Annotated in this window: 11 protein-coding genes; 6 read left to right on the forward strand and 5 right to left on the reverse strand. The window is 47.9% G+C overall.

What is annotated here, in order from left to right:
- Nucleotides 1–106: 106 nt before the first annotated feature.
- On the reverse strand, nucleotides 107–934 hold the full coding sequence (locus tag ACQY26_RS00770; RefSeq protein ID WP_428047179.1) for a hypothetical protein: 828 nt from the start codon (nucleotides 932–934) through the stop codon (nucleotides 107–109).
- Nucleotides 935–969: 35 nt separating this feature from the next.
- Between ACQY26_RS00770 and hydF the strand changes: the two genes are divergently transcribed.
- A complete protein-coding gene (hydF, locus tag ACQY26_RS00775; protein WP_428047180.1) occupies nucleotides 970–2,136 on the forward strand; it encodes a [FeFe] hydrogenase H-cluster maturation GTPase HydF in 1,167 nt (388 codons plus the stop codon).
- Nucleotides 2,137–2,160: 24 nt separating this feature from the next.
- Complete coding sequence (locus ACQY26_RS00780) at nucleotides 2,161–3,033, forward strand: DMT family transporter (protein ID WP_428047181.1); 873 nt, start codon at nucleotides 2,161–2,163, stop codon at nucleotides 3,031–3,033.
- Here the strand turns inward: ACQY26_RS00780 and ACQY26_RS00785 are convergent.
- The 3 genes from ACQY26_RS00785 to ACQY26_RS00795 are packed head-to-tail and all read right to left on the reverse strand — an operon-like array spanning nucleotide 3,023 to nucleotide 5,009.
- Entirely contained in the window at nucleotides 3,023–3,679 is a 657-nt protein-coding gene (locus ACQY26_RS00785; RefSeq protein WP_428047182.1) for a phosphopantothenoylcysteine decarboxylase, read from the reverse strand. The two genes, ACQY26_RS00780 and ACQY26_RS00785, sit on opposite strands and share 11 nt — an antisense overlap.
- A complete protein-coding gene (locus ACQY26_RS00790) occupies nucleotides 3,676–4,212 on the reverse strand; it encodes a flavoprotein (protein ID WP_428047183.1) in 537 nt (178 codons plus the stop codon). The genes ACQY26_RS00785 and ACQY26_RS00790 overlap by 4 nt, the downstream gene beginning before the upstream one ends.
- On the reverse strand, nucleotides 4,209–5,009 hold the full coding sequence (locus ACQY26_RS00795) for a type III pantothenate kinase (RefSeq protein ID WP_428047184.1): 801 nt from the start codon (nucleotides 5,007–5,009) through the stop codon (nucleotides 4,209–4,211). The genes ACQY26_RS00790 and ACQY26_RS00795 overlap by 4 nt, the downstream gene beginning before the upstream one ends.
- A gap of 214 nt (nucleotides 5,010–5,223) precedes the next feature.
- Between ACQY26_RS00795 and ACQY26_RS00800 the strand changes: the two genes are divergently transcribed.
- Entirely contained in the window at nucleotides 5,224–5,478 is a 255-nt protein-coding gene (locus ACQY26_RS00800) for a hypothetical protein (RefSeq protein ID WP_428047185.1), read from the forward strand.
- A gap of 81 nt (nucleotides 5,479–5,559) precedes the next feature.
- Here the strand turns inward: ACQY26_RS00800 and ACQY26_RS00805 are convergent, their stop codons facing one another.
- The gene (locus ACQY26_RS00805) at nucleotides 5,560–6,288 is read right to left on the reverse strand and encodes a sugar isomerase domain-containing protein (RefSeq protein WP_428047186.1); all 729 of its coding nucleotides are present in this window, start codon (nucleotides 6,286–6,288) and stop codon (nucleotides 5,560–5,562) included.
- 98 nt (nucleotides 6,289–6,386) lie between these two features.
- Here ACQY26_RS00805 and ACQY26_RS00810 point away from each other — a divergent pair, with 98 nt between their 5' ends.
- From ACQY26_RS00810 to ACQY26_RS00820, 3 genes are read left to right on the forward strand one after another with little or no spacing between them, the layout of a single operon-like run.
- Complete coding sequence (locus ACQY26_RS00810) at nucleotides 6,387–7,535, forward strand: efflux RND transporter periplasmic adaptor subunit (RefSeq protein WP_428047187.1); 1,149 nt, start codon at nucleotides 6,387–6,389, stop codon at nucleotides 7,533–7,535.
- A gap of 12 nt (nucleotides 7,536–7,547) precedes the next feature.
- Complete coding sequence (locus ACQY26_RS00815; RefSeq protein ID WP_428047188.1) at nucleotides 7,548–10,754, forward strand: efflux RND transporter permease subunit; 3,207 nt, start codon at nucleotides 7,548–7,550, stop codon at nucleotides 10,752–10,754.
- On the forward strand, nucleotides 10,747–12,129 hold the full coding sequence (locus tag ACQY26_RS00820; RefSeq protein ID WP_428047189.1) for an efflux transporter outer membrane subunit: 1,383 nt from the start codon (nucleotides 10,747–10,749) through the stop codon (nucleotides 12,127–12,129). Before ACQY26_RS00815 ends, ACQY26_RS00820 begins: the two co-directional genes overlap by 8 nt.
- Nucleotides 12,130–12,293 lie beyond the last annotated feature (164 nt).

A 12,293-nucleotide genomic window follows, 5' to 3' on the forward strand; every position in this document is an offset into this window, starting at 1 on the left:
CAAAGCTCCCATATCCAATTCAATGCCTTGGAAGGGCGGGTCTCCTCCATGATTTGGAATCTGAAGCGGGGAAAGCTGGACGTGGTGATTTTGACGGAAGAAAGTTTTAAAAAGCCAAACCGATTTTAAGCCCGTATTCTCTTGTTTCGTTTTTAGGTTCGACGAATTCGTAAATATACATCCCGTCCGTTACCAGCACTCCGTCGGAGTTTTGAATGTGCCAGTATCTTATGAAAGGCTCTGCGAAAATCCCGAAGTTTTTAAAATCTTTCTGAAGTTTAACGCTGCCTCTTAAGCCGTAGCCTTCGTCTTGTTTATTGCGGATGCTGAGTTCCCCGCCGATGTCTTTGGAAGACTGCCTTCCCGAAAGCAATACGTCAAACTGTCCGTTTGCGCTTAAGCTCCACCCGTTTGAAAGTTCCTGCTTTGCTTTTAAGCCTATCGGCATATAGATATAGGTTGAAGTCCTTCTGTATCCGCCGCTTCCGGTTTCGTTTAAACGGTCGACGAGGTATCTTGCACCCAAACCCAAATAAGGCCAGAGGGAAAATCCGCTCTGCCCGATATCGTAAACCGCGCCGGCGGTCAGCGCGCCTTCAAAATAATAATCGCCTATATCTTTTGCTTTAAAGGGTGTGCCGTCTTGTAAATAACCGTCATAATCGACGTCGCCCTGCATATAGCGCAGTTCGAGGTTTAAAAAGCTGCGGTCTTCCGCGGATATTTCCGTTCCGTCGGAAAACAGGCTCCTGCCCGTATATTGGGCGGAAACGCCGTACATTGTTCCGCTCCAGTCGGGCGGATATTGCAGGCTGGGTTCTCTGTAACTGTAATTTGAAGTTTCAAACGCCAGCGAAAGATTATGCTTTTTTTCCTGTGCGAAAGCGGGAAGCGCGATTAAAAAAGCCAAAGTAAAAAGTAAAAGTTTTTTCATTTTTATATCCTCCACTAAAATTATACAATATAATCATGGACAAAATTTATATCGGTATATACGGCGGAGTCAACAGCGGTAAAAGCTCTTTAATCAACAGACTGAGCGGGCAAAATACCGCGATAGTTTCGCCGGAAAGGGGCACCACCACGGACCCCGTTAAAAAACTTATGGAGCTTGACGGAATCGGCCCAGCGGTTCTTATCGACACCGCCGGCGTTGACGACGATACCGCTCTCGCTTCAAGCCGCGTAGCCAAAACGCTTCAAACTTTGGATATTATCGACATGGCCGTTTTGGTTGTAAACGCCGGAGCAACGGGGGAAGCGGATAAAAAGCTGATTTCCGTTTTTAAAAAAAGAAATATTCCTTTTCTTATAGTCAACAATAAAAGCGACAGATCCGATTTTAAAAAAATTGAAGGCTTGGCCGAAACCGTTGTGGAGTTCAGCGCGCAAAACGCGCCGGACGTAAAGCCGGTTTTGCAAGCTCTTAAGAAATTGAAACCTCATACGGAAAAACAAATTCTGCTTGACGATAAAATTTCCTCCGGCGATATAGTCGTTTTGGTCTGCCCGATAGATTCCGCCGCCCCGGCCGGCCGGCTTATTTTGCCGCAGGTAAAAGCTGTAAGGAACATTTTGGATAATAAAGCGGTAAGCGTGGTTTTACAGCCCGGGGAACTTGCCGCCTTTTTAAAACTGCCGATAAAAGTGAAACTTGTGGTTACCGATTCCCAGGCTTTTAAGGAAGTCAGCGCGATTGTCCCGCCGGAAATTCCTTTAACCAGTTTCAGCATTTTATTTGCCAGGCTTAAAGGCAATCTGCCGATGTATTTAAAAGGAACCGAAGCTTTGGCCGATTTAAAGGACGGCGACAAAGTGCTGATTTTGGAATCCTGCAATCACAGCGCGATAACTTGCGAGGACATCGGCCGCGTCAAACTGCCCGCGCTGATAAGCAAAAAAAGCGGCAGGAAGCTTGAGTTTAAAATTGTTCCCGGCCTTGAGCCTTTGCCTGATGATTTGTCTTCTTACGCTTTAGCCGTTCAATGCGGCGGATGCATGGTGACGAAAAATCAGCTTAAACAGCGCGTTGCGGCCTTGGCGGAAGCGGGCGTTCCCGTCAGCAATTACGGCGTTATGATAGCCTGCTGCACCGGCATTTTGCCGCGCGTTACCGAAATATTTAAAGAAGATTAAATTTATAAAAAAACGGTAAAAAATATGAAACTTTCACCTGTACAAGCCCTTTGGCTTGCGCTTTTTATTACTGCGGGTTCGCCGATAGCCGGCAAATTTTCCGTGGGCTATATGTCGCCGTCTTTCATTTTGCTGGCCGGCACTTTAACTACGCTTGCGCTTTATGCGCCTTGGCTTACCAAACATAAAATGTGGGGGCGTTTGGTTGATAAGGACATTCGTTTCCGTCTTTCGGTTATGGGGCTTTTCGGCACGGCTTTGCCTTTTATGCTTTTGCTTTTGGCTTTACGCTGGACTACGCCTTCCAACTCCGCCATTTTAAATCAGGCCGAAAGCGTGTATTCCCTTATTTTCGCTTTTTTGTTCCTTAGGGAAAGACCAAGCTTAAAACAAATAGCCGGCACGGTAATGGTAGTGGCGGGCGCGGTGCTGATTTTGGCCGTCAACGGCTATACTCCCATGTGGAAAGGAGATTTGATTGTAATAGGCACGGTGTGGATGTTTCAGGTTTCGCATATAGCGGCCAAGAAACTTCCGGCGGATATCAGCGTTGATTTTATAACCGCCGCGCGCGGTTTTTACGGCTTTTTGTGGAGCGCGGTCCTCGCTTTGGCCGCTTTGCCGCTGGGTATGGAAATAAGCTTTAAGCCTTCCGCTGTTTCCGTGGCGGCTTTGTTTTATATAGCGGTTTTCGTATATACTTTGCGTAATAAATTTTGGTATCAGGCCATAAGAAATATGCCTTTGGCAAAAGCCACCGCCGTGATACTTTCATACCCTGTTTTTACGTATATACTTTCCGTGGCGACAGGTTTTGACAAAATACAGCTCTATCAGGCGGCGGGCCTTGCGCTTGCGCTAGGCGGCGCTTATATGGTTACTTTGGCTAAGCGTTAAGAACTTCCAAAGCCGATTTTAAAATCTGCTCCGGCAACTCGCGCAAGGGGCAGATTTTTTGTTTAAAGCCTTGCTTGTAAAAAGTGAATTTTCTTTCTTTTGAGGCATGTTCGCTTAAATCATTGTGTACGACAAAATCCGCTCCCTCAACTTTTAAGGCGGCTTTGCGGGCTTCTTCTTGGCTTGCGCCGTTTGTAAGTTTGAAAGCCGCCACGGCCGGCTTGTTTGAAGCATAATCCTTCAGTCGGCTTACTATCTTAAAATTTCTTTTTAGTTTAACGGTCATTTCTTCCGCGTCGGAGGGGATTTTCTTTTCTTCCCCGGGGCGTATTTCCCGCCCGGAGCAAGTTATGCTCACGGGGGAAAAATCGCTTACCGCGGCAAGGTGTATTATAAGGTGAAAGTTCTCCTCTTTTAAAGTCCGCCGGATAAGTTCGTCTAAGGATTTAAAATCGGAATATAAAAGTTTTTCGCAAAGGCCTGGCAGAACTTTTGCGTTTTTTGAGCATAAGGCTTTCACTTTATGCCCGCTTTTGGTTAGTTCGTCCGCGATAAAACTGCCCGTCGCGCCCGAAGAAAAATTCGTTATAAACCTTACCCCGTCCAAAGCTTCCGCGGTGCCGCCTAAGGTAATGAGAATTTTCATAAAACTTCCTTAACGGCTTTCAGTATTTCGGCGGGTTCGCTCATTTTGCCTATGGCTTTTACTCCGCAGGCCAACAGGCCGGTTTCCGGGCCTATAAAAACAACGCCTCTTTTTTTAAGCTTTTCTATGCTCTCAGCCGTGGCCGGGTTAAGATAAAGATTGACGTTCATTGCCGGAGCGATTAAAAAAGGTTTTTTGTAATCGTTTGCGGCCAAAAGCGTTGAAGCAAAATCATCGGCTATGCCGGCGGCTATTTTATTGATGATGTTTGCCGTGGCGGGGCAGAGCAATGTCAGCTCGGCCCAGGAATTAAGCTCTATATGCTTAAGATATGAGCCTGATTCAAACATCTCGTGATAAACTTTTTTGTGCGTAAGGCCTTCCAATGTGGCTTCGCCTATAAAATTAAGCGCGTTTTTGGTGGCGCAGGTTTGAACTTCGGCCCCGTTCTTTATCAGGGCCGAAACAACTTCGCAGGCTTTAAAACAAGCTATGGAACCGCTTAGAATAAAAAGTATCTTCTTCCCTTTCATTTCGAGGTTCTCTTTTTTCTCTTGTTTTCTTCTCTGTTCATTTCGAGGGCGTATTTTATGCCTTCAAGCAGTAAATCCGGGTCATATCGGTCGAAGACGTCGCTTTTTTCAAACATTCTCGCAAATCCGCCGGTAGCCACCACTACGGCTTCTTCGTCGTTAAAACATTCCTTGCGCAGGCGGAATATATATTCCTTTATTATGCCCAAATGCCCGTAGTATAAGCCGGACTGAAGCTGATGTTCCGTTGTGCAGCCGGCGGCTTTTTTGGGTTTTACTATTTCCACGTTTGAAAGCAGCGCGGTGTTTTGCGTTAAAGCTTTTAAGGAAGTTCCCACGCCGACGGTAATAGCGCCGCCTTTGTATTCTTTGTTTTTGGAAATGGCGTCAAAAGTGTTTGCCGTGCCGAAATCCACCACTATAAGATTCTGCCCCGGGAAGCGCTTTACGGCCGCCATACAGTCCGCCACGCGGTCCGCGCCGAGTTTATCGTAAGATGCCGGTATCTTAATACCGGTTTTAATGCCGGCTTCCACCACGAAAGGTTTTATGCCGAAGTACTTTGCGCAACAGTTTTGAACAGTCCTTAAAAGGGAAGGCACCACGGAAGATATGGAAATATCCTTAATTTCTTTGGGGTTTATGTCGTGTTCTCTTAAAATGGCGGTAAGGAATATGCCGAGTTCGTCTGAAGTTATCGAGCCGGTGGAAGTCTTGCGGAAGCGGGCTTTAATTTCGTCCCCGTCGAAGACCCCCGCGAATATCTGCGTATTGCCGATATCAATGGTAAGTATCATATATCTCCTTGCTTTTGTTCCCTATGCCGGGTAACTTTAGCTTTTGTCGTTAAGTTTTATAAGCGGGCGGCTGTAATCAAATCAATCCCCGCACTGATATTTTAGCATTTATAAATGGGCCTTTGGGCCCATCGCGGAGGGGGACCTTTTTCTCTTGAAAGTCCTTTTAATAAAACTTACAAAAAATAAAGTTATATATTCAGGAGATAACCGAATGTTCAAAAAAATCGTTTTGTCAGCCGTTTTAGCCTGCGCCGGCGTTTTTGCCGCTGCGGCTGATATGTCCTCTTACTCAATGGCGGAATCTTCCGCCGCGGCCGAAAAAATTTCCGCCGCCGTGGAAAAACAAAAATACGCTTCCGAAGGCGCCAGCGAAGACGGCGTAATGACTTTGAAGTTCGAAATCAAAAAAACTACGCTCGGCATAGGCGATACTGGCCATTTGACGGAAATCGTTCACTGTTGCTAAAGCCCGGCTCCTAAATAAAGAGCCGGGCTTTTCTTTCGGTTGAAAACATCTTTGGAAAATACGCTTGTTTTGCGGGGCGCTTCAGCAAAGATGCAAAATTCTGCGTTTGTACTTTTCGGCCAGTTTGGAATTGTTTTCATCTCCGCCTTCGGCGTTGCTGCTTGAATAGAGCGGCGTTTTAAAGCCTTTTTCTTCAAGCGTTTTTACCGCTTGGCTTATGACGGAATTGATTATGGCGGCGCATGCTATGGTGGAAACCGGGGCCCGGCCGGGATTTTCACAAGCCAAAGCCGTTTCCTGTTTTGAGCATCTGTCGTCTATAACTACATCGGCCAAATCCTTTAAAGTTTTGCCGCATGAATGGCGGCTTTTGCTTTCTTTATGTGCGGCAAGCGCGGTTAAGGCGATAACTTTTAAGCCCTTTTGTTTGGCGTATAAAGCCGCGTCTATGCCGGCCGGGTTCCTGCCGGAATTGGAAATTATTATCATCAAATCGCCGGGGCGCATATCGTGCCTTTTAAGTATTGCGGGGGCAAAACCTTCCAGCCTTTCCAAATCCGTCGCCGCGTGCGCAGACGGCATGAACGAGAAAGCCGGGTCAAGCACCGCGCTGACGCAGGCCGGGCAGCCGCTCCTGTGGAAGTTTTCCACAGCCGCGCCGTGGCTGTGGCCCGCGCCGAAAGTGTAAATTATTCCGTCGCGCTCCATGGTTTGCGCAGCAAAAGCGGCGGCTTTTTGCATTGCCGGGGTTTGGGTGTTTTCTATATCTTCCAGCAAAGCCGAAATCTGTTTAAAATAGCTGTTGTTCATAAGGCTATTATAACTCTTTTAAAACGTCCGTTTAATGGTATAATATTGTTTAGGCGTTTGCCGTGACGGAATTTAATTTATTACTGAAGAGGAGTATAATGAAAAAACAAGTATTTTTAAGCGGTATTTCTTTCTTCGCTTTGGCCCTTTTGTTATGCGGCTGCGGCGAACAGCAAACCGTTGCCGAGCAAGAAACGCTGGTTAACGGTATAACCGTAACCCAACAAGACGCGCCGCTGAATATAGAATATCCCGCGCAGATTGACGGTTCTTTGAACATTGACGTCCGCGCCCAAGTAGGCGGAATACTTAAAGAACGTTTGTACGTCGAAGGTTCTTACGTTGAAAAGGACACACCCCTTTTTATAATTGATCCGCAGCCTTATCAGGTTGCGCTGGAAAAAGCCAAAGGTTCTTTGGCTCAGGCGCAAAGCGAGGTAAAACGCACAAAACGCGATTATGACAGAATGGCCAAATTAATTAAGGAAAACGCCATAAGCGCAAAAGAATACGATGACGCTCTTTCCGCCTATGAACGCGCCCAGGCCAATGAACAGGTTGCCAAAGCCGGTTTGGAAGAAGCGGAAATAAACCTCGGCTACACCACCGTAAAAGCCCCGATATCGGGCATAACGGGCAAGGAAGCTCAGTCCGTAGGCAGTTTGATTTCTCCTACAAGCCCTGCTTCCAGCCTTTTGACGACCATGGTTCAGACAAATCCTCTTTACGTTAACTTCTCCGTTCCCAGTAGGGAATGGGACAACGCCCCGAAACTCAGAAAAGCCGGGGAAATCAACGTCGCCATGGAAGACGTCGGCGTTGAAGTGATTTTAAACGACGGTTCAATCTATCCCGAAGAAGGCAGAATATTTTTTGTGGACAGCTCCGAAGACACCAAAACTTCTTCCGTAGCCATAAAAGCTCAACTACCCAATCCGGAAAGATCGCCGGTGCTTATGCCGGGAAAATTCGTAAAAGTAAAGCTGACGAATATTTCCTATAAAAACGCCATATTGGTGCCCGTCGCCGCTTTGGTGCAGGGCGATAACGGCTATTCGGCTTATGTAGTGCGCGACGGAGTGGTGGAGGCCGTGCCGGTCAAAGCGTCGCTTTCGGGCTCAAGGGCTTTTATCAATGAAGGGCTTAAACCGGGCGAAGTAGTGGTAACCGAAGGCTTGGTAAAGATAAAACCCGGCCAAAAGGTAAGGGTAAATTTAGTTCCTAACTCCATTTTGGAAAATAAATAAGAGGGGCGTAAAATGTTTTCCAAATTTTTTATAGAACGTCCCATTTTCGCGACGGTAATATCTTTGTTTATTTTGCTGGCCGGCATAGTTTCAATACTTAACTTGCCGATAGCCCAGTATCCCGAACTTACGCCGCCTTCCATAGCCGTAAAAGCCCAGTATCCCGGCGCGTCGGCGGAAGTCATTGCGGAATCTGTGGCCGCCCCGCTTGAGCAGAAAATCAACGGCGTGGACAATATGATTTATATGAACTCCGTTTCCTCTTCAAACGGGGATATGAACCTTACCGTCTATTTTGACATCGGCACCGACGCCGACCAAGCCATGATTAACGTCAACAACCGTGTGCAGTCGGCGCAGTCTTCCCTGCCGGAAGACGTTCGCAAATACGGCGTTACGGTGGATAAAAAATCCAGTTCAATTTTGCAGATTATTTCCATAACTTCGCCAAATTCCACTTATGACACCACCTATATGGGCAACTACGCTTTGGTTAACGTAGTGGATGATTTAAAACGTATTTCCGGCGTAGGCGACGCGCAGGTAATGACGGCCAATGATTATTCAATGAGAATCTGGCTCAAACCCGACGTTATGGCCAAGCTTGGCATAACCCCCGCCGACGTTGCCGCCGCCGTTCAGGAACAAAACGCCCAAAGAGCGGCGGGTAAAGTGGGGCAGCCTCCTTTAAATATAAAGGTTGACAGGGTTTATTCCATTGAAGTTGAGGGTCGCCTTAAAACGCCGCAGGAGTTCGGCAATATCATTTTAAGAGCCAACGGCGACGGCACTTCTTTAAAACTCAAAGACGTTGCCGATATCGAACTTGGTTCGCAGACTTATGAATTTGTGGCCAATCAGAACGGGAAACCGGCTGTGCCGATAGGCGTATATCTTTCCCCGGGCGCCAACGCCGTCGCCACTGCGGAAGCCGTAGACGCCAAAATGGCGGAGCTTGCGGCCAACTTCCCGCCGGATATGGCTTATAACGTTCCTTATGATACGACGTCTTTCGTAAAAGTTTCCATAGAAGAAGTTATACATACCCTTATCGAAGCCATGATATTGGTGTTCGCGGTTGTGTTCCTGTTCTTGAAGGACTGGCGCGCAACTTTGATTCCGTGCTTGGCGGTCCCTGTTTCAATCGTGGGCGCTTTTGCGGGCATGCTCTTATTTGGTTTTTCAATCAACACCCTGACGCTTTTCGGTTTGGTTCTTGCAATCGGCATCGTGGTTGACGACGCCATTATCGTTATTGAAAACGTAGAACGTATTATGCACGAAAAGGGCGTCGGCGTCAAAGACGCAACCATTGAAGCCATGAACGAAGTTTCCGGCCCGCTGGTGGCGATAGTCTTGGTGCTTTCGGCCGTATTCGTGCCGGTTTCTTTTATGGGCGGCATGACCGGCGCTATGTACCAGCAGTTTGCAATTACGATAGCCGTATCCGTGGTAATATCGGGCCTTGTGGCTTTGACTCTTACCCCGGCTTTGACCGTGTTGATATTTAAAAAACCGGAACATAAAGATACCGGCTTTTTTGCTTGGTTTGACAGAAAATTCGCCGCGCTTACCGATAAATACGTATCGGGCGCCGCATTCTTTGTCAAGCATACGGTGATTTCTTTAAGCGTCTTTGCCGTTATCGTTGTGCTTTTGGCGGCTTTGTTTAAAATTACGCCGACTTCACTCGTCCCCGACGAAGACCAGGGTATTATGATGACTTCCGTCATGCTTGATCCGGGTTCTTCCTTGGATAAAACGGAAAGCGTTATGGATAAAATGGAAAGCATTATCGGGCGGGAGCCTCAGGTTGCGAATACTTTGGCTTTCAGCGGTTTTGATTTGATTTCCAGCTCAATGAAGAACAATTACGGCGCGTTTTTTATAACTCTTAAAGATTGGAAAGAGCGCGAAAGCAAAGATCTTTCCGTAACTTCTCTTATACGTTCCATTTACGCGGCCGGGATGAAGAATATTCCCAACGCTTTAGTCCTGCCTTTTAATATGCCGCCTATTTCCGGCATGAGCACCACCGGCGGATTGGAAGGCTACATACAAAGCCGCGGCAGCAATGCCACCAGCGTAGATTTGGAACAGAAAATAAACAAGTTTATAGCCGAAGCCCAAAAGGATCCTTCCGTGCAGTCCGTAACAACTACCTTCAGCGCGAGCGTGCCTCAGCTTAAACTTATGGTAGATACGATAAAGGCCAAGTCCATGGGCGTATCTTTAAACAATCTTTTTACAACGCTCCAGGCCACTTTCGGCACTTATTACGTTAATGACTTTACCAAGTTCGGCCGCAGTTTTAAAGTGATGATGCAGGCCCGCGGGGATTACCGCGCCCATAAGGAACAGATAAATGGTGTTTACGTCCGCTCTGACGGCGGCGATATGGTTCCGCTTTCCGCGTTGGTTTATTTTAATGAGATTAAAGGCGCGGATACGGTAGAGCGTTTTAATTTGTTTAAGTCGGCCAAAGTGCTTATAACGCCTGCCAGCGGTTATTCCACCGGGCAGGCTATGTCCGCCATGGAAAAGGCCGCCAAGGATATTTTAGGCACGGACTATACTTTGGCTTGGACCGGCTCCGCTTATCAGGAAAAGCTCACGGGCAGCGCGTCGGCCATGGCTTTGCTTTTGGGCCTTTTGGTGGTATTTTTAATTCTTTCGGCCCAGTATGAAAAGTGGTCCTTGCCGATAGCCGTAATGATGGCCGTTCCGTTTGCTCTGCTCGGTGCTTTGGGCGGTGTATTTATAAGGGGGCTGCACTTCCTGCCCAGCGCGCTGGCGCAGAAAATCGCTTATATGTCTTCCGGCGTGTTTGTTTCCACTTTGAATAATGACATATACTTCCAAATAGCTTTGGTTACATTGGTCGGCCTTGCCGCCAAAAACGCTATTTTGATTGTGGAATTTGCCGTAATGATAAAAGAGCAGGGCAAAACTGCGGCGCAGGCCGCGGTGGAAGCCGCCAAGCTGAGGTTCAGGCCGATAGTAATGACTTCTTTGGCCTTTATCTTGGGCTGTATGCCTTTGGCTTTGGCCGGCGGCGCGGGTGCGGCCAGCAGGCACTCAATCGGTACGGCCGTAGTGGCCGGGATGTTGGGCGCGACATTGCTTGCGCCTTTGTTTGTGCCGTTTTTCTTTGTGCTTACTTCCGGTAAGTCCAAAAACGAAAAAGCCCAAGAAGGGAAAGGGGGAGAAAATGCGTAAAGAATTAGCCGCTCTGCTGAGCTTTGCGGTCTTGTTAAGCGGCTGTCTTATGGGGCCGAATTATAAAAAGCCTGAGCTTGATTTACCCAAAGCTCAGGAGGAAGATTACAGCGTCTTCACCAAAGAAAAATGGTGGGAGATGTTTGAAGATCCCGTATTGAACGCTCTTGAAGAGGAAGCCCTCCTTAATAATAAGGATTTGGTTTCGGCCGTGGCGAAGGTTGAAGAAGCCCGGGCCAAACTGGGTATAGCTTACGGAGATCAGCTTCCCACTTTGGACGCCACCGGCTACGCACAAAGGATAGGTTTTGCCGAACATTCTTCTTTCGCGCAGTATAATATAGGCCTTACGGCGGCTTATCAGTTTGACTTTTGGGGCCGCTACCGCCGCTTGAGCGAAGCCGCCAGAGCTGAGCTTTTAAGTACGGAATCGCAAAAAGATACCGTCCGCTTGGCTTTAACGGCCGACGTCGCAAATTATTACTTCTCTTTCATAACCTTAAAAGAGCAAGTGGATATCTCCCGCAAGACTTTAGATTCCAGACGTGAAAGCGTAAGGATTTATAAAGTCCGCTACAAAAACGGCTATTCCACGGAACTGGATCTTAAAAGGGTGGAAGCGGAAATGGCCGCGGTGGAAGCTTCCCTTGCGGAATACGAACGCCGCTTCGCGCTTTCACAGACGGCTTTATCCGTCTTGTTAGGCAGAACTCCGCGCGAAATTATAGAAAGCAAGCTTCAGGGCACGCCTTTGCAGAAGATAAAGGTTTTGCCTGAGGTTCCCTCCGGCATACCCGCAGGCTTGCTGGCCCGCCGCCCGGACGTTCGCGCGGCGGAAGGCCTTTTAATCGCGGCAAACGCCAATATAGGCGCGGCAAGAGCGGCTTATTTCCCGAATATCGTTTTGACGGCTTCCGGCGGATACGCCAGCGACCAGCTCGGCACTTTGGTTGCGCCTTCAACTTCTTTCTGGAGCGGCGGCGCGGGGCTGATACTGCCTATATTCCAAGGCGGCAAAATAAAGAGCCAAAACAAGCAGGCCGAAGCTGTTTATAAGCAAATGCTTGCCTCTTACGAAAAATCCGCCCAAAACGCCTACCGCGACGTTTACGACGCATTGAACAATAACCAGTATTACAGAAAGGTTGTTCTCGCCAACAAAGCCCAAACGGAAGCTTTGGCGCGCAGCTTGAAACTGGCGCAGAAACAGCAGGATGCGGGCTTGATAGATATTTTAAATCTGCTCGACGTTGAAAGAAATCTTCTTAATGCCGAAACAAGCCTTGCGGCGGCGCGCTGCAATCAGCTTAGCGCTTTGGTGGCTATCGCCCAAGCTTTGGGCGGCGGCTGGCAGGAAGAAAGTTCCGCCGAATAGGGCGGTTGGTTTGGGTTTTAGTTTTGGGGCGGGGATTTAGAAATATCCCCGCCTTTTTGTTCGGTCTAAGTTGTATTTTTTACTCGCGTGGTGTTACGCTGTTGCGGCTAACAAGCTTTAATATTTAGGCAAATTTTGATTTTTTGCTCACTTGGATACTGCGC

This window comes from Candidatus Proelusimicrobium excrementi (assembly GCF_937881865.1).
Taxonomy (GTDB): domain Bacteria; phylum Elusimicrobiota; class Elusimicrobia; order Elusimicrobiales; family Elusimicrobiaceae; genus Proelusimicrobium; species Proelusimicrobium excrementi.

Bases quoted from the DNA above. Each gene is read 5' to 3' on its own strand.
- hydF (WP_428047180.1), top strand. From the start codon at position 970: ATGGACAAAATTTATATCGGTATATACGGCGGAGTCAACAGCGGTAAA.
- ACQY26_RS00805 (WP_428047186.1), bottom strand. From the start codon at position 6,288: ATGAACAACAGCTATTTTAAACAGATTTCGGCTTTGCTGGAAGATATA.
- ACQY26_RS00770 (WP_428047179.1), bottom strand. From the start codon at position 934: ATGAAAAAACTTTTACTTTTTACTTTGGCTTTTTTAATCGCGCTTCCC.
- ACQY26_RS00810 (WP_428047187.1), top strand. From the start codon at position 6,387: ATGAAAAAACAAGTATTTTTAAGCGGTATTTCTTTCTTCGCTTTGGCC.
- ACQY26_RS00780 (WP_428047181.1), top strand. From the start codon at position 2,161: ATGAAACTTTCACCTGTACAAGCCCTTTGGCTTGCGCTTTTTATTACT.
- ACQY26_RS00800 (WP_428047185.1), top strand. From the start codon at position 5,224: ATGTTCAAAAAAATCGTTTTGTCAGCCGTTTTAGCCTGCGCCGGCGTT.
- ACQY26_RS00785 (WP_428047182.1), bottom strand. From the start codon at position 3,679: ATGAAAATTCTCATTACCTTAGGCGGCACCGCGGAAGCTTTGGACGGG.
- ACQY26_RS00790 (WP_428047183.1), bottom strand. From the start codon at position 4,212: ATGAAAGGGAAGAAGATACTTTTTATTCTAAGCGGTTCCATAGCTTGT.
- ACQY26_RS00795 (WP_428047184.1), bottom strand. From the start codon at position 5,009: ATGATACTTACCATTGATATCGGCAATACGCAGATATTCGCGGGGGTC.
- ACQY26_RS00820 (WP_428047189.1), top strand. From the start codon at position 10,747: ATGCGTAAAGAATTAGCCGCTCTGCTGAGCTTTGCGGTCTTGTTAAGC.
- ACQY26_RS00815 (WP_428047188.1), top strand. From the start codon at position 7,548: ATGTTTTCCAAATTTTTTATAGAACGTCCCATTTTCGCGACGGTAATA.